We start from the raw sequence: 22,703 nt of genomic DNA, 5'->3' as shown, positions 1-22,703 counted from the left end.
GATCATGGATGACCTTGGCTAAGAAGATCGTGCTTTTGATGATGGCGGCGGGAATGCTGCTTGCCGTTTTCCTCGAAAGCGTCCCGGCGCAATCCGAAGAGATGAAACACGACATGGGCGCGATGGGCGCGCAAGGTCCTTCGACCGACGGCTACAAGGCGGCGATGGACAAGATGCACACCGACATGATGATCGAATATTCCGGCAATGCCGATGTCGATTTCGTGCGCGGCATGATCCCGCATCATCGGGGCGCGATCGACATGGCCAAGGTGGAACTCGCCAATGGCAAGGATCCCGAAATCCGCAAGCTGGCCGAAGATGTCATCGCCGCGCAGGAAGCCGAGATCGCCAAGATGCAGGCCTGGCTCGCCGCCCATCCGGCGAAGTAAGGCAGCAACGGCCATGCCGGAGAGATTCATTCTGGATTTCTCTCCGTGCTTGTGATGCCATTCGCATCGATTACACGGCGCCAGGAGCCCACATGCCATCGACGATAAGAGCCACCACACTGCCTTCGGGCGAGGCCGTCCAGGTGCTGGGACAGGGCACATGGAAGATGGGCGAGGATTCCCGCCGCCGCGCCGGCGAGGTCAATGCCCTGAAGCTCGGGCTGGACCTCGGCATCACGTTGATCGACACCGCTGAAATGTATGCCAGCGGCGGCGCCGAGGAGGTGGTAGCGGAAGCCATTGCCGGGCGCCGCGACGAACTCTTTCTTGTCTCCAAGGTATTGCCGTCCAATGCCTCGCGCGCCGGCGTGGCGCGGGCCTGCGAAAACAGCTTGAAGCGCCTGCGCACCGACCGCATCGATCTCTATCTCCTGCACTGGCCGGGCAGTGTGCCTCTATCTGAAACCGTCGAGGCTTTCGAGGCGCTGAAGGAGGCCGGCAAGATACGCCACTGGGGTGTCAGCAATTTCGACACCGACGAAATGGAGGAGCTGACCGGCCTGTCGTCTGGCAATCATGTCCAGACCAACCAGGTGCTCTACAATCTGTCGCGGCGCGGCCCCGAATTCGATCTCGCACCGTGGAGCCGGCAGCGCGGCATCCCGCTGATGGCCTATTCGCCGGTCGAGCAGGGCGCGCTGGCGCGCAATTCCAGGCTGGAAACCATCGCCGCCCGCCACAACGCCACGGCAGCACAGATCGCGCTTGCCTGGGTGATGGCGCAGCCCGGTGTCATCGCCATCCCGAAGGCGAGCAGCCAGGAGCATGTCCGCCAGAATGTTGCCGCGCTCGACATCGAGCTGACGGCCGAAGACCTCGCCGAACTCGACCGCGCCTTTCCACCGCCGACGCGCAAGCGCGGGCTGGAGATGATCTAGATTGGAACGGGTTTCGACCGGGTATCATCATACGGCGTATAGAGTCGGAGCCATGACGGTCACGTCGCTGCGCGACGGTTACGTCGACATGCCAATCAGGCGGCTGCGCCAGCCCGGAGACCGGACATTCGGTGACAACCTGCCCTCGCATGTACCGCTCGTCGACGGTGCGCTCAGGCTGTCGGTCAACGCCTTCGCCATCGATGACGGCGACGACATCACGCTGATCGACACAGGGGCTTCGAACGCCTGGCACCCGACAATGGGGCACCTGCCCGAGGCGCTGCGCGAGGCGAAGATCGCCACCGACCGGATTCGGACTGTTGCTTTCACCCACACCCATCTCGACCATATACACGGGCTCATCCTTGCCGATGGTGGCGACGGCTTCCCGCAGCTCTCTCGCCTGCTTGTCCCGCGCGCTGAGCTCGGCATGTTTCGCGACGTGGCGAGGCTGGAATGCTTCCACGATCGCGCCCAGCCTCTCGATGCTGGACAGCGCGTCAGCGCTGACATCGATACGATCGGCTCCGCTGGCCATGAAGCCGGCCACACTTGCTTTCGAGTTGTGAGCGCAGGCGAAACACTGTTGATCTGGGGCGACATCGTACATGTGCCGTCGCTTCAATTCGCTCGACCCGAGATCACGTGGGAATTCGACGCAGACCAGCAGCAGGCGAGGGCAAGCCGGTTGCAAATGCTGGCGCTTGCGGCCAACAACGACTGCTACGTCGCCGGCGCGCATCTTGATTCGCCCGGCGTCGGCCGGGTTTTTCGAACCGAGACGGCTTTCCGCTTCGAGCCCTTGTAGCACTCTAGCCGAGCGCCGCCCGCGCCCGTCGCAACGCGCGCGAAAACACTGCGGTGTCGTCGAAGGCGCGCGCCAGCGTGAGCGCGCCCTGGATGGCGCCGACCGTTTCTTCGGCGAGTTCGTCCGCCCTGGCAGCGCTGTGCCCGCTTCGGGTCAGCGCTTCGGCAAGATGCGCCACCCAGCGGCCGAAATAGCTTTTGATCGCAATGGCGAAGAGGTCGCGGGATTCGTCCAGCGCGAAGGCGCCGATGAGGCACACCCGGCGTCCCGAGCGGAAATAGCTGTCGGTCGCTTCGAACATCCGATCGATACCCGTGCGAGGGTAGGCCCTGTCCTGCAACGGCACGAAGACATTCTCCTCGAACCAGCCATCTATATGGGCAATGACAGCCGCCGCCATCTCTTCCTTGCCGCCGGGGAAGAAGTGGTAAAGGCTGCCTTTGCCTAGGCCGGTCGCCGCACCGATCCGCGCCAGGCTCGCCCCTTCATAGCCGTGTTCGCGGAAAACCTCGCCGATGATGGAGAGCAAATCGGCGCGATCGGGCGCGATCCTGCGCATGCGCTAGTTTTTCCGCTTGAGCATGATCTTTGCCGAAAACCGCGACACAGCTCTAGGGATCATATTCTAAAATCCGAGTTCGGACAGGCCGGGATGGTCGTCCGGTCGGCGGCCGAGCGGCCAGTGATATTTGCGCTCACCCTCGGCGATCGGCAGGTCGTTGATGCTGGCGACGCGCCTACGCATCAGCCCGGCCGCGTCGAATTCCCAATTCTCATTGCCGTGGGAGCGGAACCAGTGGCCACTGTCGTCGCGCCATTCATAGGCAAAGCGCACCGCGATGCGGTTGTCGTTCCAGGTCCAGACCTCCTTGATCAGCCGGTAGTCCATCTCGCGAGCCCATTTGCGTGTGAGGAAGGAGACGATCTCATTTCTGCCCGAGACGAACTCGGCGCGGTTGCGCCAGGTGCTGTCCTGCGTATAGGCGAGCGAAACCCGTTCTGGGTCGCGGCTGTTCCAGGCGTCTTCGGCCATGCGCGCCTTCTGCGCGGCGGTCTCGGCGGTGAAGGGCGGCAGCGGCGGACGGCTCATGTCACTCTCCCATCGGCAAAGGCGATGGCGAGCATTGTACCAAACGGTACAATTGGTCAAGGCTGAAATCGGACTAGGTTTTCCCCGCCAGCCCCTTCAGCCGGTAGAGCGCTTCCAGCGCCTCGCGCGGCGTCATCTCGTCTGGATTGATCTCACCCAGCGCTGCGCCCAATGCGTCGCTCTTCGCAGGCTTTGCCGCTTCCCGCTTCATTGCCACCGAAAACAGCGGCAGATCGTCGACCAGCCGGTTGGCCTTGCCGGAGACATCGCCTTCCTCGAGCTGATGCAGCACCTCTTTGGCCCGGCCGACCACCGCTTCCGGCAGACCGGCAAGGCGAGCGACCTGAACGCCATAGGAGCGATCGGCGGCACCCTTGCCGACCTCGTGCAGGAAGACCACGTCGCCTTCCCACTCCTTAACCCGCATCGTGACATTGTGCAGTCGCGGCAGCTTGCCGGAGAGTGCCGTCATTTCGTGGAAATGAGTGGCGAAGATCGCCCGGCAGCGGTTCTTCTCGTGCAGATACTCGACTGCCGCCCAGGCGATCGACAGGCCATCGAACGTGGCGGTGCCGCGACCGATCTCGTCCAGGATCACCAGCGCCCGTTCGCCGGCCTGGTTGAGGATCGCCGCCGTCTCTACCATCTCGACCATGAAGGTCGAACGGCCGCGCGCCAGATCGTCCGAGGCGCCGACCCGCGAGAACAGCCGGTCGACAACGCCGATATGGGCCGACGTCGCCGGCACGAAGGAACCGGTTTGGGCGAGGATGGCGATCAGTGCGTTTTGCCGCAGGAAGGTCGACTTACCGCCCATATTCGGACCGGTGAGCAGCCAGATCGCGCCGGCCTTGGCCCCGTCTTGCGGCGACAGATCGCAATCATTGGCGACGAACGGCCCTTCGCCCGAGCGCCGCAGCGCCTGTTCCACCACCGGATGGCGTCCGCCCGAGATATCGAAGGCGAGGCTGGAATCGACCAGCGGCCGACACCAGGCTTCACTCTCCGACAACAGCGCGAGCGCCGCCGACACGTCAAGTACGGCAAGCGCATCGGCGCCGGCGCGAATTTTTTGCGCCTCGGCGACCGCCTCTGTCGTCAGCGTATCGAAAGCGGCAAGCTCGATGCTCAGCGCCCGGTCGGCGGCATTGGCGATCTTGGTCTCGAGTTCGGCAAGTTCGGTCGTGGTGAAACGCATGGCATTGGCCATGGTCTGGCGGTGGATGAAGCGCGCCTTGGCGCCGTCGCTTCCGGTCATGATCGAATGGTGGTTGGCGGTCACCTCGATGTGGTAACCCAGCACATTGTTGTGGCGGATTTTCAGCGAGCGGATGCCGGTCTCCTCGATCAGCGAGCGCTCCAGTCCGGCGATCACCTTGCGCGATTCGTCGCGCAGCGCCCGCATTTCGTCGAGTTCGGCATGGTAGCCGCCACGCACGAAGCCGCCGTCGCGCCTCAGCAGCGGCAGTTCCTCGCCAAGAGCCTGGGTCAGATGCTCGGCCAGCGCGCGCGGCAGCGCCTTTATCGCGGCAAGTGCCGCGGTCAGCTCAGCGGGCAGGACGGTCGTTCCGAACAGTTCGGCAATGGCGCCCGCCGCTTCAAAGCCGGCACGCAGCGCGCCGAGGTCGCGCGGGCCGCCGCGGTTGAGCGCCAACCGCGACAGCGCTCGCGGCATGTCGGCGACGCTCTTCAGGCTTGACCGCACCGCCTGGCAGAGCCGCGTCTCGGCGCGGAAGAACGATACCGAATCAAGCCGGGCAGCAATCGCCGCCGGATCGGTCAGCGGCGCCATCAGCCGGTCGGCGAGCAGCCTGGCGCCGCCGCCGGTGACCGTGCGGTCTATAGCCTTGAACAGCGAGCCGTCGCGGCTGCCCGACAGCGTGCGCAACAGTTCCAGATTGCCGCGTGTCGCAGGATCGATGAACAGCGTCGAGCCCTGCTCCTCGCGTTCGGGACGCGACAAAGGCGGCCGCTCGGCCTTCTGCGTCTTTTCGACGTAGGCGATGGCGCCCGAGATCGCCGACAATTCGGCGCGCGAGAAGGCACCGAAACTGTCAGGCGTCGCCACTTCGAAGAAGCGCGCGATCCGCCCCGCTGCCGAAGCCGAATCGAAAAGCGACGGCGGCTGCGGGCTGGCGACGCGGCCGATGACGTCGAACACCGGCTTCAGCTCGGGATCGTAAAACACCGGCTCGGCGACGATCAGCTCGCGCGGGTCGACGCGGAAGACATCGGCCAGCAGGCGGTCGGCCGTGGTTTCGGCGACGCGGAAGACGCCGGTCGAGATCTCGATCCAGGCCAGGGCGAAGGCGTCACCGCTGTTGCCGCCCTTCACCCGCCCTAGCGCCATCAGGAAGCTCGATTCCGACGGCGCCAGCAATTTATCCTCGGTGATGGTGCCTGGCGTCACCAGGCGCACCACGTCACGGCGTACGACCGATTTGCCGCCGCGCTTCCTGGCTTCCGCCGGGTCCTCGATCTGCTCGCAGACGGCAACGCGAAAACCTTGGCCGATCAGCTTTTGCAGATAGTCGTCGGCCGCATGCACCGGAACGCCGCACATCGGAATGTCATGGCCCTGATGCTTGCCGCGCTTGGTCAGGACGATGCCCAGCGCCCGGCTCGCCTTCTCGGCGTCGTCGAAGAACAGCTCGTAAAAATCGCCCATGCGGTAGAACAGCAGCGAATCCGGGTTCGCCGCCTTGATCTCGATATATTGCTCCATCATCGGCGTGACGCTGCCGACGGGCGCAGGCGGTGTCACCTCGGGGGCGTCGGTTTCTGCTGAAGTGTGCATGTTCATGCCCGCACGCTAGCAGATGTGGGTGCGGGGTTTAATGCCGGCGGCCCGAAAAGCAGGGGACGACCGGCCTCGACGGCGGCTTGTGCTCCCTCTACGCCGGGTGAAGCCGTTGGTTGCTTCGGGCGCCAACCAGACCCTATGATCGCCATGGCGGGGATAAGCGGCATGGATCAGGACAAACAGGAGGCGTTCGAAGAGCTGGTCGGTCCGGCTGGATCGGCGCTTGAGCGCCTGCTGCTGTTGGCGGCGCGGCGCGTCCACCGCACCAAAAGCAAGCTTAGGGGGACAGTGCGCAAGCGCGTCCCCTTCCTCCTGCCGACACGGGGACCGCTGTCCGATCTCGATAGCGGCATCGAGATGTCGCTGCATTTGCTCAGCCGCGACCCGCTGGTGCTCTATGTCCCGATTGGCGGAGCCCGTCCGCTCTATCCGCTGGCGGCCCTTGGCCGGCGCCTGGCGGGACGGCGCGTCACCTTCCTGACGATGCAGACCTGGACCATGGAGCGGCCGGCTGTCATCGCCCGGATGGGCCGCGATCTCGCCTGGTATGCCGGCCGGTTTCCGCTGCACGAAATCATCTTCCTGTGCAACACCGAGGAAGAGCGCCGTCTCGTCGCGGCTGCGGGCGGCAATGCCATCTTCTCCAACCACAATCTGATGGTGTCGGAGGATATATTCCGGCAGCTGCGGGACGTGCCGGTCGAATTCGACGCGGTCTACAATGGCCGCATCTCGCCGATCAAACGCCATCACCTGGCCTTCGACATAGAGCGGCTGGCCCACATCACCTATTCGATCGGCGAATTGCCGCCGGTTGCCGCCCGCGCCTTTGTTCGGCGACTGCAGGCGCGTTCGCCGCTCCACCAGATCGCCAATCCGCTCGTCGACGGCTGGCCGGGCAAGCTGACGGCGCAACAGGTCAACCACGTCTACAACCAGGCCGCCGTCGGGCTGTGCCTGTCGGCCGTGGAAGGAGCGATGTACTCCTCGATGGAATATCTGATGGCCGGCCTGCCGATCGTCAGTACGCCGAGCCTTGGCGGTCGCGACGTCTATTTCGATCCGGATTATTGCATCGTCGCCGATCCGGAACCGGCTGCCATTCGCCGCGCCGTCGAGACGCTGCGAGATCGTGCCATACCGCGTCAGCACATCCGCCGCCGCACGCTGGAGAAGGTTCACGCCCAGCGCATCGAACTCATGGCGTTCCTGACTGCATTGCTGCGGCGCAAGGGAAGCCGTGCGCCACCCATCGAGACGTGGCCTTTCCCCGGCACAGACGGCATGATGCGGCGGGGAACGGTGCGCGAAATCGCTGCCTTCGTCAGCGAGCCAGAGCCGACGTGACGCCGTTCGACTTCGGGAGATTCGCTGCGGGCGTGAAGATCGCTTGGCGATTTACAGCGGTGGCGTGTAGCCTTGATCCAGAAGTTTCAAAAACACGCACCCGTCTCAAGGGGGCGACACCGGCGAGGAAATCAAAAGCATCATGGCCAAGAAAACCGAAAATAGCGGCCCCTCCGTCAGCGCCGAGGAGGCGCTGGAATTCCACGCCATGGGCCGCCCCGGCAAGCTGGAGATCGTCGCCACCAAGCCGATGGCGACGCAGCGCGATCTGAGCCTCGCCTATTCGCCGGGTGTCGCGGTTCCTGTGCTGGCCATTGCCGAAGACCCCAGCCGCGCCTTCGACTACACGACGCGCGGCAACATGGTCGCCGTCATCTCCAACGGCACCGCCATTCTCGGCCTCGGCAATCTCGGCGCGTTGGCCTCCAAGCCGGTGATGGAAGGCAAGGCGGTGCTGTTCAAGCGCTTCGCCGATGTCGATTCCATCGACCTCGAGGTCGACACCGAGGATGCCGACGAGTTCATCAATTGCGTGCGCTTTCTCGGGCCGTCCTTCGGCGGCATCAACCTGGAAGACATCAAGGCGCCGGAATGCTTCATCATCGAGCAGCGGCTGCGCGAACTGATGGACATCCCAGTCTTCCATGACGACCAGCACGGCACCGCCATCATCTCGGCCGCCGGGCTGATCAACGCGCTGGAGATCACCGGCCGCGACATGAAGACCACGAAAATGGTCTGCAACGGCGCCGGCGCCGCCGGCATTGCCTGCATCGAACTGATGAAGGCGATGGGCTTTGCCCCCGAGAACATCATCCTGTGCGACACCAAGGGCGTCGTCTACCAGGGCCGCACCGAAGGCATGAACCAGTGGAAGTCGGCGCATGCGGTCAAGACCGACACGCGCAGCCTGGCCGAGGCGCTGGACGGCGCCGACGTCTTCCTCGGCCTGTCGGCCAAGGGCGCATTGACCACCAAGATGGTGCAGTCGATGGCCAAGAACCCGATCATCTTCGCCATGGCCAATCCCGACCCGGAGATCACGCCGGAGGAAGTGGCCGAAATCCGCACCGATGCCATCATGGCCACCGGGCGTTCCGACTACCCCAACCAGGTCAACAATGTGCTGGGCTTCCCCTACATCTTCCGCGGTGCGCTGGATGTCAGGGCCACCACCATCAATGACGACATGAAGATCGCCGCAGCGAGAGCGCTGGCCGACCTGGCGCGCAAGGACGTGCCCGATGATGTCGCCGCCGCCTATCAGGGCAACCGGCCGAAATTCGGCCCCAACTACATCATCCCGGTGCCGTTCGATCCGCGCCTGATCTCGGCCATCCCGCTCGCGGTGGCCAAGGCGGCGATGGAGTCGGGCGTCGCCCGCAAGCCTATCCTCGACCTCGACCGCTACGCGCAGGAGCTGTCGGCCCGCCGCGACCCGATCGCTTCGACCTTGCAGCGCATCTACGATCGCGTCCGCCGCCAGCCCAAGCGCATCGTCTTTGCCGAGGGCGAGGAAGAACAGGTGATGCGCGCCGCCGTCTCCTATGTGAACCAGAAGCTCGGCACCGCGATCCTGCTCGGCCGCGACGATGTAATCAAGGAAAACGCCAGGCACGCCGGCATCGACCTGAACAAGCAAGGCATCGAGATCATCAATGCCAGGCTTTCGCGCCGCAACGGCATCTACACCGATTATCTCTACGAGCGCATGCAGCGCAAAGGCTTCCTGTTCCGCGACTGCCAGCGGCTGATCAACAACGACCGCAACCATTTCGCTGCCTGCATGGTGGCGCTGGGCGATGCCGACGGCATCGTCACCGGCGTCACCCGCAACTATTCCACGGCGCTTGACGATATCCGCCGCGTCATCGACGCCAAGCCCGGACACCGCGTCATCGGCGTCTCCATCGTGCTCGCGCGGGGCAAAACAGTCCTCGTCGCCGATACCGCCGTGCACGACATGCCCAATGCCGAACAGATCGCCGACATCGCCGAAGAGGCGGCGGGATTTGCCCGCCGCATGGGCTACGAGCCGAGGCTCGCCATGCTTGCCTATTCGACCTTCGGCCACCCGCAGGGCGAACGCTCCGAGCGGGTGCAGGAAGCGGTGCGTATCCTCGACAAGCGCCGCGTCGATTTCGAATATGACGGCGAGATGGCCGCCGACGTTGCGTTGAACGCCCGTGCCATGGCGCAGTATCCGTTCATCCGGCTGACCGGCCCGGCCAACGTGCTGATCATGCCGGCGTTCCACTCGGCCTCGATCTCGACCAAGATGCTGCAGGAACTCGGCGGCTCCACCGTCATCGGCCCGCTGCTGGTCGGCTTGAACAAACCGGTCCAGATCGTCTCGCTCAACGCCAAGGATTCGGACATCGTCAACATGGCTGCGATCGCGGCCTATAGCGCGGGAGCCTGATTGGCGGCAAAATCGCCAACGCATAAGAGATTGATAATATTCGGCTGCTATAGGGAACGTTCTCGCCCCCTATGGCCTTATGGCATTGGCGGCGCGCTCAGACCGCCAAAACGGGGGTGCGGCCATGAAGCATGACACGGCATCTGTGGTCGGCCAGGGGGTCTATCACGACGAGCGCCTGGATGCGCTGCTGAGCATCACCGGCCGCATGGACGGTTATCTCTACCGTTGCCGCAACGATGCGTCCTACACCATGCTCTACATCAGCGACGGCATTTTAACCGTCAGCGGTTATCGGCCGAGCGACTTCATTCAAAATGCCGTGCGCGACTATGTCTCGGCGATCCACCCGGATGATCTCGCTGCGGTCTATGCCGCCGTCGATACCGCGCTCGAGGCGCGCTGCAACTGGAACGTCGACTACCGCATCGTGCCACAGGTCGGCGAGCCGCTCTGGGTGCGCGAGATCGGAGGCGGGGTCTGGGATGGTGCCGGCGAACTCGAATTCCTCGAAGGTTTCGTCGTCGACATTAGCGACCGTAAGGTAGTCGAGGATCTCAATGCCGAACTGCTGCTCGAACTCAAGGCCGCCAATGAGGAACTCTCCGTACAAAAGCGCGAGATCGAGCTGGCCAAGCAGCAGAGCGATCATTCGGCCAACCACGATGCATTGACCGGCCTGCCCAACCGGCGCGCCTTTCACAACGAGCTGAGGTCGGTGATCGACCGCTGCGACAGCACCGGCCAGGCGGCCGGCCTGCTGTTCATCGACCTCGATAGGTTCAAGAAGGTCAACGACACGCTCGGCCACGAGGCCGGCGACGCGCTGCTGCAGGAGGTGGCGGGTCAGCTTCGCACCATCCTGCGCAGCGCTGATTTCGTGGCGCGGCTCGGTGGAGACGAGTTCGCATTCCTGTTTTCAGGAGAGGCTAGCCGGGCCCGACAGAAGGCCGTGGGCGTCGCCGAACGTATCCTGGAAAAGCTGCGGATCAAGGTGCCGACGCCGAATGGAGCCATCCATGTTGGTTGCACCGTTGGCGTCGCCATCTACCCGGCGGAAGCGTCCGATTCGGAGGCGCTGATAACGCTCGCCGAACGACTGATGTACATCGGCAAAAAGAGCGGCCGCAACCGGCTGGTCACCGCCGGGGCTTTGGAACCCGGGCCTACGTCCGACGACCTTCGCCGCACCGCCTGAGCGGAGCGCCGGACAGCCTGATCCGGCGGGAACCCCTCATCTGGCTCGGCGCTGCGCGCCGAAAGACGGCCCTACAGCAACCCCGCCAATTGGGCCGCGCTGCGCAGGTTTTGCCGCGGCCGTGGCCCGAGCTGCTGGATCACCAGCCCGGCGGCCAGCGAGCCGAGATCGCCGCAATCCTTCAGGCTGCGCCCCGAGGTGTAGCCGTAGAGGAAACCGGCGGCATAGAGGTCGCCGGCGCCGGTGGTGTCGACCAGTTCGCGGATCGTCGTCGCCTGAATGGTGACGGTCTCGTCGCCGCGCACGATCACTGAGCCTTTTTCGGAGCGGGTGACGGCGGCAATCTTGCAGTCTTTGCGGATAGCCGCCAGCGCCTCGTCGAAGGATTTTGTCTGGTAGAGCGACTTGATCTCGTGGCTGTTGGCAAAGACAATGTCGACAGTGCCCGAGCGCATCAGCTCGAGGAACTCGTCCCGGTAGCGGTCGACGCAGAACGAATCCGACAACGTCATCGACACTTCGCGCCCGGCCTCGTGTGCGAGCTTCGCCGTCTGCCGGATCGCCTCCTTGGCGCGCGGCGGATCCCACAGATAGCCCTCGAAATAGGTAACCTTGGCGCCGGATGCCTTGTCGGCCTCGACGTCTTCCGGGCCGAGTTCGACGCAGGCGCCGAGATAGGTGTTCATCGAACGCTCGCCATCGGGGGTGACGAATATCATCGAGCGCGCCGTCGGCGGCTGTCCCTCAAGCGGCCTGGTGTCGAAGGCAACGCCCTGGGCATGGATGTCATGGGCGTAGATTTCGCCGAGCGGATCGTTCGACACCTTGCCGAAGAAGGCGGCGCGGCCGCCGAAGCTGGCGACGCCCGCCGCCGTGTTGCCGGCGCTGCCGCCCGAGGCCTCGATCGCCGGCCCCATGCGGCTGTAGAGCAGCTCGGCGCGCTTGGTGTCGATGAGGTTCATCGCACCCTTGATGATGCCGTTGGTCTCGAGAAAAGCGTCGTCGCACTGGGCGATGATGTCGACAATGGCATTGCCGATGCAAAGCACGTCAAAATCCGGCATCAATGTCTCCGCCTTGGAACCTGCCGGCTTTCTGCCGCGCCCGGGCGGGTCTACAGCATCACCCCGAAAAATGGCAACCGATTTCCACCCTTTGCCGCCCAGGCCGGCGCGCGCGCCTGGGACGAGGCTCCATCACAGTTCGACCGTGGCCGAAGCATCTGACCGCCGGGTCGCCTACAAGCTTGGCCTCAGATCAAGCGCTGGAAGCACCCTGCATGCAAGCAAAGACCGACATGGCCACCGAACTGGCGCTGCTTGGCGTGCTGGCCGCCCTGTGGGGCGCGTCCTATACCTTCATCAAGATCGGTGTCGAGACGATCCCGCCGATAACCTTCATCGCTGCTCGCACCCTGATCGCCGGCGCCATCCTGCTCGCGCTGATCCGCTGGCGCGGCCTTTCCATGCCCAAGGACGGCGCGACCTTGTGGCGGTTCATGGTCCAGGCCTGCCTCAACAGCGTCGTGCCGTTCACGCTGATCGCCGCCGCCGAGCGCTCCATCGACGCCGGTCTGGCCACCATTCTGAACGCGACCTCGCCGATCTTCACCTTCCTGCTGACCGCGCTTATCATCCGCCACGAATCCGTGACCGCACGCAAGCTGTTCGGTGTCGGTGCCGGCATTGCCGGCATTTGCCTGATCGTCGGCACCCAGGCGCTTGGCGGGCTCGGCCATCAATTGTGGGCGCAACTTGCCGTCATTGCCGCCACGGTCTGCTATGCCGGCGCCGCCATCTTTGGCCGCGGCTTTAGGGGACTCGACCCGATGCTGCCGGCCGCCGGCTCGATGCTGTGCGGCGCAGTCATCCTCGTCCCCTTGAGCCTGGCCTTCGACCGCCCGTGGACCCTGTCGCCTTCAATGGCGTCGATACTGGCCTTGTTGGCATTGTCGGTGTTCTCCACGGCGCTGGCCTTCTGCATCTTTTTCCGCCTCATCCACACGCTTGGTTCGGTCGGCACGACGTCGCAGGCCTATCTGCGCGTGCCGATCGGCGTCGGAATCGGCGTCGTGTTCCTCGGCGAGAGCCTTGGGCCGACAGCTTTCTGGGGCATGGGCTGCGTCGTCGCCGGCGTTGCGGCGATGACCATCCCCGCCCGCTCCCGGGCGCTGGCGCGCTAGATCATGATGAGATTTGGTTGAAATCTCATCATGATCTAACCCTTTGTTGGAGCATGATCTTGTCCAAAAACCGGTACCCACTTTTTGGGATCATCCTCTAGTTCCCGTCCGGAATTGCGCCCGCTCCGGCAGGCTTGCGGCTGACAGGGTCTCCGCCTATGTCGGAGATATCCGTTTGTTCCTGGGGGTGAAACGCCGTGATCTCCAACGCTGCCCGCGCCGCCTTCAGCCGGCTGTTTTCTCCCGAATTCCGCGCGGTTTTCCTGAAGACGCTGGGCTTGACCGTCCTGGCGCTGGTCGCCTTGTGGTTCGTCTTGACCGGGCTTGTCGATTGGCTGGCCCTGCCATGGGTTCACTCCTTGCTGCCCGGCCTGCCGTCCTGGGCCGGATGGCTGAGCGGCATCATCGCTGCCATCGCGCTTGCCTTCGGGATGGCGCTGCTGATCGCGCCGGTGACGGCAATCGTGGCCGGCCTGTTTCTCGACGACATCGCCGAAGTGGTCGAGCGCACCGACTATCCGGCCGATCCCGTCGGACGCGCCATGCCGGCGCTGCGCTCGCTCGTGTTGTCGGTGAAATTCTTCGGCGTCGTCATCCTGGGCAACATCGTCGCCTTGCTCCTTCTGTTGGTTCCAGGCGTCAACATCGCCGCCTTCTTCATCGTCAACGGCTATCTGCTCGGACGTGAATTCTTCGAATTCGCCGCCATGCGCTTCCGCCCGGAAGATGAGGCGAGGGCGTTGCGCCGGAAATATGCCGGCACCGTCTTTCTGGCCGGGCTGCTCATCGCTGCCTTCCTCGCCGTGCCCCTGCTCAACCTGCTGACGCCGCTCTTTGCCGCCGCCATGATGGTGCATCTGCACAAGGCGGTCGGCGCGCGGGAGAGCGCCGGGCGATAGGCCTATCAACGCAGAAGAAAACCGCGTCCCAATTCGTCATCCGGCTCGACGGTGAATTCCGCCCGGCCCGAATAGTAGGCGCGGCCGCCGACGCGGGCGATGATCGCATCATGCGGGCCGGCCATGGTCGTGCGCGCCACCGCTCCGGAAAAGCGCGAGCCGGCGATGCTTTCGAAGGACCGCTCCTGACCAGGGTTGATTTCACCCTTGGCATGCATTGCCGCCAGCCGCGCGGTGACGCCGGAGCCGGTCGGCGAGCGGTCGACCTCGGCATCGGCAAAGACGCAGATGTTTTTCGTTGCCTCGCTGGAGAACGCATCTCGTCCATCGGTGAGGATGGTGCCGTAGAGGAAAGCGAGATCGGCATGGTCGGGATGCGATAGAGGGAACTCCGCCTTCAGCCGCTCGGTCAGCGCGGTTGCCGCGTCGACGAAATCGCGCACCCGGCTGCGGCCGAACTCCAGGCCGAATTGATGGCAGTCGGCCAGCGCGTAGAAGGCGCCGCCATAGGCGATGTCGAACGCAATCTTGCCGTATCCCGCCAATTCGATTTGTTGGTCATGGGCAAACAGAAAGGCCGGCACGCTTTCGAACGACACGGATCCCGCTTTGCCGTCCTTGACCTCCACCGAAGCGACGACCAAGCCGCACGGCGCCTCGATGTTGACCATGGTGATTGGCTCCTGTTTCGCCACCAGTCCTTCGTCGACGGCGTAGCGGCCAAGCGCGATGATGGCGTGGCCGCACATGGTGGAATAACCCTCATTGTGCATGAACAGCACGGCCAGGTCGGCGCCGGGCAGGTCGGGCTCCACCAGCAGCGCGCCATACATGTCGTAGTGGCCGCGCGGCTCGAAGATCAGCAGCTTGCGCAAATGGTCGAGGTGGTCGCGCACATAGGCGCGCTTTTCCAGGATCGTGCCTTTGGGAATGTCTGGATAGCCGTCGGTGACGATCCTGAGCGGCTCGCCGCCGGTGTGCATGTCGACGACGGTGAGCGTCATGCGCCGGGACCCCTAGCCTGAGGATTTGGAAAACAGCGCCTGCAATTTGCCGAACGGCATGGCGGCGCGGGTGAAGCCGAACGTGCCGTCCTGCTGGATCTCTCGCGCCGCGGTTTCCAGCATGCCGAAGGCGAAATTGGTCAGCCACGGCCCAAGCGAGATGCGCTTGACCCCGGCCATGGCGAGGTCGGCGATGGTGAAGGCCGGGAGTGCCATGACATTGACCGGCCTGCTCACTGCCGAGCAGACGTTCCGGATGGTCTCGACATCTTTGAGGCCCGGCGCATAGAGCACGTCGGCGCCGGCCTTTTCGAAGGCCTGCAGCCGCTTGATCGTGTCGTCGAGATCCGGTTTGCCCCAAAGGAAATTCTCGGCCCGCGCGGTGAAGACGAAATCATGCTTGAGCGCCCGTGCGGCTTCAGCAGCAGCTGCAACGCGCTCGACGGCGTGTGAAAACTCATAGATGGGCTTGTCGGGATCGCCGGTATGGTCCTCGATCGAGCAGCCGGCGAGACCTGCCGCTTCGGCCGCAAAAACCGTCTCGGCGGCACTCGTCGCGCTGTCGCCCTTGCCTTTCTCGAGATCGGCCGACACCGGCAGGCTGGTTGCCGCCGTCAGCTCGCGGCAATGGTGGATCATCGCCTCGAAGGTCACTGCGCCATCGGGCAGGCCGCGCGAGAAGGCAAAACCGGCGCTGGTGGTCGCCAGCGCCTTGAAACCGAAGGACGCCAGGAGCTTGGTCGTGCCAACATCCCAGGGGTTGGGCATGACGAAGGTCGAGGCGTGCAGGTCGCGAAAGATCTTGCCCTTGTCCATGAGTGCTCCCTTCAGATGCGAAATGCCGGCAGATTCTATCGTGCAGCAATGCACCGAGCAAACGAATGCGGTTGGCTCAGAAGCGTTTGGCGTTCTCTCCTGCCAATCTGTCCAGCGCATCGGAATCCTTGACATAGTGCAACGTTTTTTTGTCCCAATGATAGGTGACGGAAATTGCGTGGGCTTCAGGCTTGGGCGGCTGGTCGTCGCAGCTCTCGCCGTTGAGCACCGTGGCGTCGGTCACCGTCACTTTGACCGCGGCATAAGGCTGTCCGTCAGCGATCGTCTGGAAAGCAACGTCCTGCTTCCGGCTGTAGGCGCACAGGTCCTCATCGAAGGTGAAGATCATGTCGATCAGTTGGAATTTGTCGTCGCGCACCATGATCAGCGGCGTGATTGCGTAGTTTTGGCTTGAATTGAAATGCGCGCTCATGGTGATCACGATGTCGTCGTTCGGCCCAACGGAAAGCTTGCCCGGTTCACGGAAATAGGTGCCGCGGTCGAGCGCGACATTGACGGCGTCGAGCAGCTTCGGCTTGTCTGTGATGTCGTAGAGCGCCAGCACGGCATAGCCTTCGGCGCTGTCGGGAGAGTCGCCGAGGTCGTAGAGCATCGCCAGCCGGTCCTTGCCCCCGGCCTTGATGGCGAGCACGCCGGCGTTGGAGAGGCCCGATGTCTCAGGCGGCGAACCGCCGCCATCCGGTCCCTCGATGTGGCGCATCTCGATCGGCAATCCACCCCGGTAGAAACCGTTGCTGTTACCTGCGAGGCCGGGAATGACCATCCTTGCGAGGTCCAGATAGGTCACATCCATGTGGCCGGGGATGGCGCTGCCGAATTCCGGGAAGCTGACGGCTTGCGCGCCGGCTGCGGTCCAAAGCCACGGCAGCAGCACAAGCGCTAGAGCAATTTCAGGAAAAGTGTGTGCGGTTTTCCGGCCGGAAATTGCGACAAAACAAAAAGATAGAGCGGTTCGCCGTTTCCATGAAACGGTGAAACGCTTTAGGATGGAGCGAAGCAGGTTCGTTGGCATGGGCGCCTCAGGCTGGCCGCGCGGAACCTAACACAGCTTCAGTGGATCGGCACCAGCCCGGCAAGTTCGCGCATGTCGTCGAACAGGACGCCGCCGGCGCTGGCCAGGCCATCGCGGTCGGAATAGGGATCGCCATGATAGGAATAGACACGCATGCCGGCGGCAATGCCGGCCTGCGTGCCGGCAACGCTGTCCTCGATGACGATGCAGTCGGCGGGCACAAAGCCCATGGTCTTTGCCGCATGCAGGAACAGGTCCGGGAACGGCTTGCCGCGGCTGACCATGGTCGAAGAGAACATGCCATGCTCGAACAGCGGCAGCAGCCCGGTCTGGCCGAGCGTGATGTGCATCTTCGAGATACGCGCGGAAGTGGCGACGCAATAGGGAATGCCGGCCGCGCGAACCGCCTCGATGAAGTCGCGCACATAGGGGATCGCCTCGACGCCATGCGCAAACAGATCGGGCAGGCCGGCATTCCAGCGATCGACGAAATCGGCGCCGAGCCGCACCGTGGTCGTCTCTTCGATTTCCTTCTGCACCGAAGCCATGCTGCGGCCGGAAAAATATTTGCGGCAATATTCGAATGTGGTGGGATAACCGGCGGCAACAAACCACTCGGCAAGCCGCCGGTTGGCAAGGTTCTCGGTGTCGACCAGGATGCCGTCGCAGTCGAAGATGACCAGTTTCGGTATGCTCATTTCAGGCGGTGCCGGTCGATCCGAACCCGCCCGCGCCGCGCGTCGTGGCGCCGGCCAGCGAGCGCTCCTCAACCGTCACCTGCGTCACCGCGGCAAAGACGATCTGGGCAATGCGCATGCCGCGCGTCACCGCGAAATCCTCGTCGCCAAGGTTGATCAGCAGCACCTTGACCTCGCCGCGATAGTCGCTGTCGACCGTGCCCGGTGAATTGAGGACGGTCAGCCCATGCTTGAAGGCAAGGCCGGAGCGCGGCCGCACCTGGCCTTCCATTCCTTCGGGAATTTCCAGGATCAGACCGGTCGGCACCAAGGCGCGCTTGCCAGGCAGGATCAGCAGCGGCCGGTCTTCCGGCACCGCGGCGCGCAGATCCATGCCGGCGGCGCCGGTGCTTTCATAGGCGGGAAGGGGAAGTCCATCTCCATGCGGCAACCTGACGAAGCCGACAGTGGGACCAATGACGGAGGAATTTTGGAAGGCTGCGCGCATAAAATCGATCCTATCGGCGCGAACGGCGATTCGGTCAACTCGTCCGCAGGCCTATCAACGGCTTTCTTTCAGGCGTCAGTGTGACCTAGCGCAATTCCATCGGAACGACGGTCGTCTCCTTGATCTCCTCCATGACGAAGGAGGCCGAAACGTCCGACAGCGCCACCTTGGCGATCAGCCGCTGATAGAGCCGGTCATAGGCCTTCATGTCAGCGACGCGGGCGCGCAGCACGTAGTCGAGATCGCCGGACATGCGATAGACCCCGGTGATCTCGGGAAAACCGGTCACCGCCGCACGGAACTTCTGCAGCCAGTCCGGGTCATGATTGGAGGTGCGGATCAGGATGAACACCGAAAGTCCGAGCCCGAGCTTGTCGGCATCGACCAGCGCCACCCGTCCGGTGATGACGCCGTCCTCTTCCAGCCGCTTGACCCGGCGCCAGCAGGCGTTGCGCGACAGCGACACTTTTTCGGAGAGCTGATCGACCGATAGTGTGCCGTCGCGTTGCAGCTCGGCCAGCAATCTTCGGTCGATTTCATCAAATTCAAGCGCCATGTGGGATGAATGTCCCGAACCACGGCGTTAGACAAGGACAAATTGAGACCGATGAACCTTTACCCTGTGGCAGGATACCCACATCGGGGCTTATCCCGGCAGGAGGGATCACCATGACGACGCTGTTTTCGAAGCTGTTCACCTCTCACCCGGCCAAGGTGGGCGAGACCTATTTCAGCCATATGGCCTTTGCCGCCTGGTTCTGCTCGCGCCTCCTGATGGCCGCTGGTGCGGCACTCGTTCACGCTTTCTTGCCGTTTCTCTTCGAAACTACGGCAAGCCGAATCGTTCGCGAACTCTACGAGCGGACGCACAACAGAGGCTCGCACGCGGTCAAGGAGCCCCAGGCTCTCTTGGATCGCGCCTAGGATTGGTTAGAAGCCATGTGCCGATGGGCGGCCTATCTGGGTGAAGCGGTCTTCCTCGAAGACGTCGTCACCGCACCTTGCCACTCGCTGATCGCCCAGAGCCATTGCGCCCAGGAAGCCAAGTCGCCGACCAATGGCGACGGTTTCGGCCTTGCCTGGTATGGCGACCGGCCCGAGCCCGGCCTCTACCGCGACATCCTGCCGGCCTGGTCGGATCCCAATCTGAAAAGCCTATGCCGGCAGATCAAATCCGGCCTGTTCCTCGCCCATGTCAGGGCGTCGACCGGCGGCGCCACCAGCCGCATGAACTGCCATCCCTTCATCTCCGGCAACTGGTCGTTCATGCACAACGGCCAGATCGGCGGCTTCGAAAAGATCCGCCGCGCGCTGGAGAACTCGCTCTCTGACGCCGTCTTCGACCAGCGCGAGGGCACCACCGATTCCGAATTGTTTTTCCTGCTGATGATCGACGAGGGTCTTGCTGGCGACCCGCAAGGGGCAGTATCGCGCGCCACCGCTCGGGTTCTGGAGGCGTCACGCCACGCCGGTCTCGAACCGGCCTTGAAACTCACTGCGGCCCTTTCGGATGGGCGCGCGCTCTATGCCGTGCGCTACGCAAGCGATGCCCACGCACCGACCCTGTACACGTCGCTCCGCAACGGCGGTCGTTGCATCGTGTCCGAACCCTTCGACCGCGAAGGCGGCGACTGGCAGGCGATCCCGCCGGCGAGTTTTGTCACGATCACTGGCGATGGGATGAGCATTCGGCCGTTCGTGCCGGCTGTGGCAAGGCTGGCACTGGTCGTCTAGGCCCTAGTCTAAGCCGCATTCCTTCGCGCCCCCCTCTGTCCTGCCGGACATCTCCCCCACGAGGGGGGAGATTGGAGGTCACGGCGGCCTTCGCCAATTTTCAACGCAGGAAAAGGGGCGCCGAAGCCAAAGCTGCCAATCTTCCCCCAAAGTGGGGGAGATGTCCGGCAGGACAGAGGGGGGCGCCGTAGAGCGCCAACCTCTACCGACCGGCAAGCGCAATTTTGATCAAGCGCCGATGATCTCCGAATGCTGAACTTGGTTTTAAACCGCGATACGTTTGGCAGCAGCCGGAGCAATCATGGACCTCGCCTTTTCCTCGACCATCGATCTCGCCGCCGCAATCGCGGCGCGAAAGATCTCCGCCGTCGAAGCTCTGGACGCCCATCTGACCCAAATCGACCGACACAGCGAGGCGGTCAACGCGGTCGTCAATCTCGATCGGGAAGGCGCCCGCGAGCGCGCGAAACAAGCCGACGCGGTGCAGGCGCGCGGCGATGCGCTCGGACCGCTGCATGGCGTGCCTTTCACGTTGAAGGACATGCACCAAACCGCTGATATGAAGACCACGGTTGGTTTCGCACCATTCGCCGACTATGTGGCAAAGGCAGACAGCCCGGTCGTCGCCCGATTGAAAGCCGCAGGCGGCATCCTGATTGGAAAGACCAATGTCGCGACGATGCTGGGCGACTGGCAATCGGACAATCCGCTGTTCGGTCGCACCAGCAATCCGTGGAACCGATCGCGCACGTCAGGCGGGTCCAGCGGTGGCGCAGCGGCAGCGGTGGCGACCGGCATGACGCCGTTCGATGTCGGCACCGACATGCAGGATTCGATCCGCCTGCCGTCGGCTTTTTGCGGCGTCTACGGGTTGAAACCGACCGAGCACCGCGTGTCCCTGGCCGGCGCCTTCCCCGATCCGAACGGCGCGGCGCGTAGCGTGCGGCTGATGTCCTGCCTCGGCCCGCTGGCGCGCAGCGTGGAGGATCTTGCGCTGATCTACAAAATCATCGCCGGCCCGGACGGAGCAGACACCGACCTCGCGCCGGTGCCCGTAGAGGCCATGCCCAGGCTCGACCTCAAGACATTGCGCATCGCCGTCGCGCCGTCCTTCCCCGGCTTTCCGGTGGCTGGTAAAATCGCTGCCGCGGTCGAAAGCCTGGCCAAGCGGTTGCAATCAGCAGGGGTGATTGTGGAAGAAGCGAACTTGCCTGAGATCGATCTGCATGACGATCTGGAGCAGGGCGGCGATCTGATCGGCATGATGCTGGAGGCAGCGCAGCCCGAACCGCCGGAGCAGCCAACGCCGATCACCAATTGGTTCGAGGCGCTCGCTCGCCGCGACCGCTCGATCCTGGCCTGGGACAGGTTCTTCGAAACCTGCGATGCCTTGCTGTGCCCGGTCGCCATGACCACGGCCTTCGCGCATTGTGAGCCCGGCACGCCGATCGAAGTCGACGGCAAGGAGCAAAGCTATTGGATGCTACCGGCATATGGCGCGGTCTTCAATTATTCCGGCCATCCGGCACTCTCGCTGCCCTGCGGGCAAGACCGCGACGGCCTGCCTATCGGCCTGCAACTGGTCGGCAAGCGCTGGTCGGAATCGCGGCTGCTCGGCATCGCCAAGGCGATCGAAGCGCTGACCGGCGGCTTCAAGCGTCCGCCGGGCTACTGAGCAAACCGACCCAACCCATAAGGCGTCAGCAGCGGATCACGCTCGCCGTCGAGAATTTCGCGCGTGGCGAACAGCCCGACCGCGGGCGCCAGCGTTATGCCGGAATGCATGACGGCGACATAGAGACCTTCCGTGCCCTCGGCGCGGCCGATGATCGGAAAGCCGTCGATCGGCGTCGGCCGGTAGCCAACCGTGTGGAAATCGAATTCCAATTCGTCGGCGCCGCGCAAAGCCGCCTTCATTGCTGCAAACAGCTCGCGCGCCGTGGCGTCGGGATTCTCACCGGGATCGCTCCCCGCGAAATCCGAGCCGGCGATGATGCGGCCCTCCGCCGTCTGGCGCATATGCAGCTTTTCGGCATGCACCAGCCCGTTGAGGAGCTTCTTGTAGGGCTGCGAGTGGACGATCAGACCGGGCGGCGTCTCGATTGGCAGCTTGATGCCGGCGGTAGCGGCAATATCGGGCGCCCCGACACCGGCTGCGATCACCACCTCTTCGGCTGGCATCAGCCCATGCGATGTATCGACACCGGCAATCCTGCCATCGGTCTGGACAAGTGCGGTTACAGAACTGGAGAGAACGCGCGCACCTTGCCGTTCTGCGTGGGCCAGCAGCGCCTTGGCCGCTGCGACCGGTTCGGCCACGCCTTCCTCCGCGACATAGACAGCGAATTCCGGCGGCTCGACGAGATTGGGCTCGATTTGCGCTGCCCGCCCGGCGTCGACGCGTTCGATGCCGTAACCCCAGCAAGCGTGCTCAGCCGCGTAGGCTTCGAGCCTGTCGGCGGGCAGATCCCAGCACAGCCCGCCGCACCAGGCGAGCGGCAGGCCGGGCAGCTCGTTTGCCAGCCGCTTCCATTCGGCCATCGCACGGATGCGCAGCCGGAAATAGATTTCGGGATTGCCCCAGCTGGCGTTGATCCAGGCAAAGGAGTTTGGCGTGGCGACGCCGCCGGCACCACTATCGGAAATCACAGTCACCCGCGCCCCGGCCTTGGTCAGGTGCCAGGCTATGGACGCCCCGATAATGCCGGCGCCAATGACGATGACTTCTTTAGCGCTGCTCATACCGGACCTCTCAGAATGGGCTCCTCTGATGCCACCGTAACGATTCAAGCTCAAGTGTGGTCGGCCTGCCGGCCCGAAACTGTCGACAGGCCAGCAATGCGCTGCTA

At 63.8% G+C, this 22,703-nt stretch carries 22 protein-coding genes; 11 read left to right on the top strand and 11 right to left on the bottom strand.

The annotated features are described in order from the left end of the window. Positions 1-8: 8 nt before the first annotated feature. From copM to NKJ75_RS23675, 3 genes are all read left to right on the top strand, one after another. Complete coding sequence (copM, locus tag NKJ75_RS23685; RefSeq protein WP_023685134.1) at positions 9-392, top strand: CopM family metallochaperone; 384 nt, start codon at positions 9-11, stop codon at positions 390-392. A gap of 92 nt (positions 393-484) precedes the next feature. Further along, entirely contained in the window at positions 485-1,330 is an 846-nt protein-coding gene (locus NKJ75_RS23680; protein WP_023685133.1) for an aldo/keto reductase, read from the top strand. 52 nt (positions 1,331-1,382) lie between these two features. After that, entirely contained in the window at positions 1,383-2,141 is a 759-nt protein-coding gene (locus tag NKJ75_RS23675; protein WP_023685132.1) for an MBL fold metallo-hydrolase, read from the top strand. Positions 2,142-2,145: 4 nt separating this feature from the next. Here the strand turns inward: NKJ75_RS23675 and NKJ75_RS23670 are convergent, their stop codons facing one another. From NKJ75_RS23670 to mutS, 3 genes are all read right to left on the bottom strand, one after another. Continuing rightward, on the bottom strand, positions 2,146-2,700 hold the full coding sequence (locus NKJ75_RS23670; RefSeq protein WP_023685131.1) for a TetR/AcrR family transcriptional regulator: 555 nt from the start codon (positions 2,698-2,700) through the stop codon (positions 2,146-2,148). Positions 2,701-2,766: 66 nt separating this feature from the next. Further along, complete coding sequence (locus tag NKJ75_RS23665; protein WP_352500269.1) at positions 2,767-3,231, bottom strand: nuclear transport factor 2 family protein; 465 nt, start codon at positions 3,229-3,231, stop codon at positions 2,767-2,769. 73 nt (positions 3,232-3,304) lie between these two features. Then, positions 3,305-6,034, bottom strand: coding sequence for a DNA mismatch repair protein MutS (mutS, locus tag NKJ75_RS23660; protein ID WP_352500268.1), 2,730 nt, complete (start codon positions 6,032-6,034; stop codon positions 3,305-3,307). A 165-nt stretch (positions 6,035-6,199) separates the two neighbouring features. Between mutS and NKJ75_RS23655 the strand changes: the two genes are divergently transcribed. The 3 genes from NKJ75_RS23655 to NKJ75_RS23645 all read left to right on the top strand — a co-directional run bounded on the left by NKJ75_RS23655 (position 6,200) and on the right by NKJ75_RS23645 (position 11,001). Beyond that, on the top strand, positions 6,200-7,381 hold the full coding sequence (locus tag NKJ75_RS23655; protein ID WP_352500267.1) for a glycosyltransferase family protein: 1,182 nt from the start codon (positions 6,200-6,202) through the stop codon (positions 7,379-7,381). Between the two features lie 142 nt (positions 7,382-7,523). Next, the gene (locus NKJ75_RS23650) at positions 7,524-9,803 is read left to right on the top strand and encodes an NADP-dependent malic enzyme (RefSeq protein WP_023685127.1); all 2,280 of its coding nucleotides are present in this window, start codon (positions 7,524-7,526) and stop codon (positions 9,801-9,803) included. A gap of 124 nt (positions 9,804-9,927) precedes the next feature. Further along, positions 9,928-11,001, top strand: a complete 1,074-nt coding sequence (locus NKJ75_RS23645; protein WP_352500266.1) for a diguanylate cyclase domain-containing protein — start codon at positions 9,928-9,930, stop codon at positions 10,999-11,001. Positions 11,002-11,072: 71 nt separating this feature from the next. Here NKJ75_RS23645 and NKJ75_RS23640 read toward each other — a convergent pair whose 3' ends face one another. Beyond that, complete coding sequence (locus NKJ75_RS23640; RefSeq protein ID WP_023692653.1) at positions 11,073-12,065, bottom strand: adenosine kinase; 993 nt, start codon at positions 12,063-12,065, stop codon at positions 11,073-11,075. A 215-nt stretch (positions 12,066-12,280) separates the two neighbouring features. Here NKJ75_RS23640 and NKJ75_RS23635 point away from each other — a divergent pair, with 215 nt between their 5' ends. Both NKJ75_RS23635 and NKJ75_RS23630 read left to right on the top strand, forming a co-directional pair. Continuing rightward, entirely contained in the window at positions 12,281-13,183 is a 903-nt protein-coding gene (locus tag NKJ75_RS23635; RefSeq protein ID WP_023725829.1) for a DMT family transporter, read from the top strand. A gap of 197 nt (positions 13,184-13,380) precedes the next feature. Then, positions 13,381-14,082, top strand: a complete 702-nt coding sequence (locus NKJ75_RS23630) for a sulfate transporter family protein (RefSeq protein WP_023672874.1) — start codon at positions 13,381-13,383, stop codon at positions 14,080-14,082. 5 nt (positions 14,083-14,087) lie between these two features. On the opposite strand, the gene NKJ75_RS23625 is transcribed toward NKJ75_RS23630, so the two are convergent. The 6 genes from NKJ75_RS23625 to NKJ75_RS23600 all read right to left on the bottom strand — a co-directional run bounded on the left by NKJ75_RS23625 (position 14,088) and on the right by NKJ75_RS23600 (position 18,676). Continuing rightward, positions 14,088-15,086, bottom strand: coding sequence for a proline racemase family protein (locus NKJ75_RS23625; RefSeq protein WP_023725827.1), 999 nt, complete (start codon positions 15,084-15,086; stop codon positions 14,088-14,090). Between the two features lie 12 nt (positions 15,087-15,098). Further along, a complete protein-coding gene (locus NKJ75_RS23620; protein ID WP_023672876.1) occupies positions 15,099-15,902 on the bottom strand; it encodes an isocitrate lyase/PEP mutase family protein in 804 nt (267 codons plus the stop codon). A gap of 76 nt (positions 15,903-15,978) precedes the next feature. Beyond that, entirely contained in the window at positions 15,979-16,797 is an 819-nt protein-coding gene (locus NKJ75_RS23615) for a hypothetical protein (RefSeq protein WP_245275046.1), read from the bottom strand. Positions 16,798-16,973: 176 nt separating this feature from the next. Next, positions 16,974-17,633 carry an HAD family hydrolase gene (locus tag NKJ75_RS23610; RefSeq protein ID WP_023713561.1) on the bottom strand — a complete coding sequence of 220 codons (660 nt, stop codon included), beginning with the start codon at positions 17,631-17,633 and terminating at the stop codon, positions 16,974-16,976. 1 nt (position 17,634) lies between these two features. Next, a complete protein-coding gene (dut, locus tag NKJ75_RS23605) occupies positions 17,635-18,120 on the bottom strand; it encodes a dUTP diphosphatase (protein ID WP_023672879.1) in 486 nt (161 codons plus the stop codon). 85 nt (positions 18,121-18,205) lie between these two features. After that, on the bottom strand, positions 18,206-18,676 hold the full coding sequence (locus NKJ75_RS23600) for an Lrp/AsnC family transcriptional regulator (protein ID WP_023672880.1): 471 nt from the start codon (positions 18,674-18,676) through the stop codon (positions 18,206-18,208). A gap of 113 nt (positions 18,677-18,789) precedes the next feature. Between NKJ75_RS23600 and NKJ75_RS23595 the strand changes: the two genes are divergently transcribed. From NKJ75_RS23595 to NKJ75_RS23585, 3 genes are all read left to right on the top strand, one after another. Continuing rightward, positions 18,790-19,044: a DUF6356 family protein gene (locus tag NKJ75_RS23595; protein WP_023685117.1), complete on the top strand. Its 255-nt coding sequence runs from the start codon at positions 18,790-18,792 to the stop codon at positions 19,042-19,044. 15 nt (positions 19,045-19,059) lie between these two features. Next, complete coding sequence (locus NKJ75_RS23590) at positions 19,060-19,854, top strand: class II glutamine amidotransferase (protein ID WP_023685116.1); 795 nt, start codon at positions 19,060-19,062, stop codon at positions 19,852-19,854. Positions 19,855-20,155: 301 nt separating this feature from the next. Next, entirely contained in the window at positions 20,156-21,529 is a 1,374-nt protein-coding gene (locus NKJ75_RS23585; protein ID WP_023725823.1) for an amidase, read from the top strand. Here the strand turns inward: NKJ75_RS23585 and NKJ75_RS23580 are convergent. Continuing rightward, complete coding sequence (locus tag NKJ75_RS23580) at positions 21,523-22,596, bottom strand: NAD(P)/FAD-dependent oxidoreductase (protein WP_023672884.1); 1,074 nt, start codon at positions 22,594-22,596, stop codon at positions 21,523-21,525. The two genes, NKJ75_RS23585 and NKJ75_RS23580, sit on opposite strands and share 7 nt — an antisense overlap. Between the last annotated feature and the right edge of the window lie 107 nt (positions 22,597-22,703).

Source organism: Mesorhizobium sp. M0058, assembly GCF_040323095.1.
In the GTDB taxonomy this organism is placed as follows: domain Bacteria; phylum Pseudomonadota; class Alphaproteobacteria; order Rhizobiales; family Rhizobiaceae; genus Mesorhizobium.
The sequence above is the reverse complement of the archived record's forward strand: the minus strand, read 5'-3'. Positions and strand labels throughout refer to the sequence as shown.

Excerpts from the sequence above, each read along its gene's own strand:
- copM (WP_023685134.1), top strand. The coding sequence starts at position 9 with ATGACCTTGGCTAAGAAGATCGTGCTTTTGATGATGGCGGCGGGAATG.
- NKJ75_RS23680 (WP_023685133.1), top strand. The coding sequence starts at position 485 with ATGCCATCGACGATAAGAGCCACCACACTGCCTTCGGGCGAGGCCGTC.
- NKJ75_RS23675 (WP_023685132.1), top strand. The coding sequence starts at position 1,383 with ATGACGGTCACGTCGCTGCGCGACGGTTACGTCGACATGCCAATCAGG.
- NKJ75_RS23670 (WP_023685131.1), bottom strand. The coding sequence starts at position 2,700 with ATGCGCAGGATCGCGCCCGATCGCGCCGATTTGCTCTCCATCATCGGC.
- NKJ75_RS23665 (WP_352500269.1), bottom strand. The coding sequence starts at position 3,231 with ATGAGCCGTCCGCCGCTGCCGCCCTTCACCGCCGAGACCGCCGCGCAG.
- mutS (WP_352500268.1), bottom strand. The coding sequence starts at position 6,034 with ATGAACATGCACACTTCAGCAGAAACCGACGCCCCCGAGGTGACACCG.
- NKJ75_RS23655 (WP_352500267.1), top strand. The coding sequence starts at position 6,200 with ATGGATCAGGACAAACAGGAGGCGTTCGAAGAGCTGGTCGGTCCGGCT.
- NKJ75_RS23650 (WP_023685127.1), top strand. The coding sequence starts at position 7,524 with ATGGCCAAGAAAACCGAAAATAGCGGCCCCTCCGTCAGCGCCGAGGAG.
- NKJ75_RS23645 (WP_352500266.1), top strand. The coding sequence starts at position 9,928 with ATGAAGCATGACACGGCATCTGTGGTCGGCCAGGGGGTCTATCACGAC.
- NKJ75_RS23640 (WP_023692653.1), bottom strand. The coding sequence starts at position 12,065 with ATGCCGGATTTTGACGTGCTTTGCATCGGCAATGCCATTGTCGACATC.
- NKJ75_RS23635 (WP_023725829.1), top strand. The coding sequence starts at position 12,281 with ATGCAAGCAAAGACCGACATGGCCACCGAACTGGCGCTGCTTGGCGTG.
- NKJ75_RS23625 (WP_023725827.1), bottom strand. The coding sequence starts at position 15,086 with ATGACGCTCACCGTCGTCGACATGCACACCGGCGGCGAGCCGCTCAGG.
- NKJ75_RS23620 (WP_023672876.1), bottom strand. The coding sequence starts at position 15,902 with ATGGACAAGGGCAAGATCTTTCGCGACCTGCACGCCTCGACCTTCGTC.
- NKJ75_RS23610 (WP_023713561.1), bottom strand. The coding sequence starts at position 17,633 with ATGAGCATACCGAAACTGGTCATCTTCGACTGCGACGGCATCCTGGTC.
- dut (WP_023672879.1), bottom strand. The coding sequence starts at position 18,120 with ATGCGCGCAGCCTTCCAAAATTCCTCCGTCATTGGTCCCACTGTCGGC.
- NKJ75_RS23600 (WP_023672880.1), bottom strand. The coding sequence starts at position 18,676 with ATGGCGCTTGAATTTGATGAAATCGACCGAAGATTGCTGGCCGAGCTG.
- NKJ75_RS23595 (WP_023685117.1), top strand. The coding sequence starts at position 18,790 with ATGACGACGCTGTTTTCGAAGCTGTTCACCTCTCACCCGGCCAAGGTG.
- NKJ75_RS23590 (WP_023685116.1), top strand. The coding sequence starts at position 19,060 with ATGTGCCGATGGGCGGCCTATCTGGGTGAAGCGGTCTTCCTCGAAGAC.
- NKJ75_RS23585 (WP_023725823.1), top strand. The coding sequence starts at position 20,156 with ATGGACCTCGCCTTTTCCTCGACCATCGATCTCGCCGCCGCAATCGCG.
- NKJ75_RS23580 (WP_023672884.1), bottom strand. The coding sequence starts at position 22,596 with ATGAGCAGCGCTAAAGAAGTCATCGTCATTGGCGCCGGCATTATCGGG.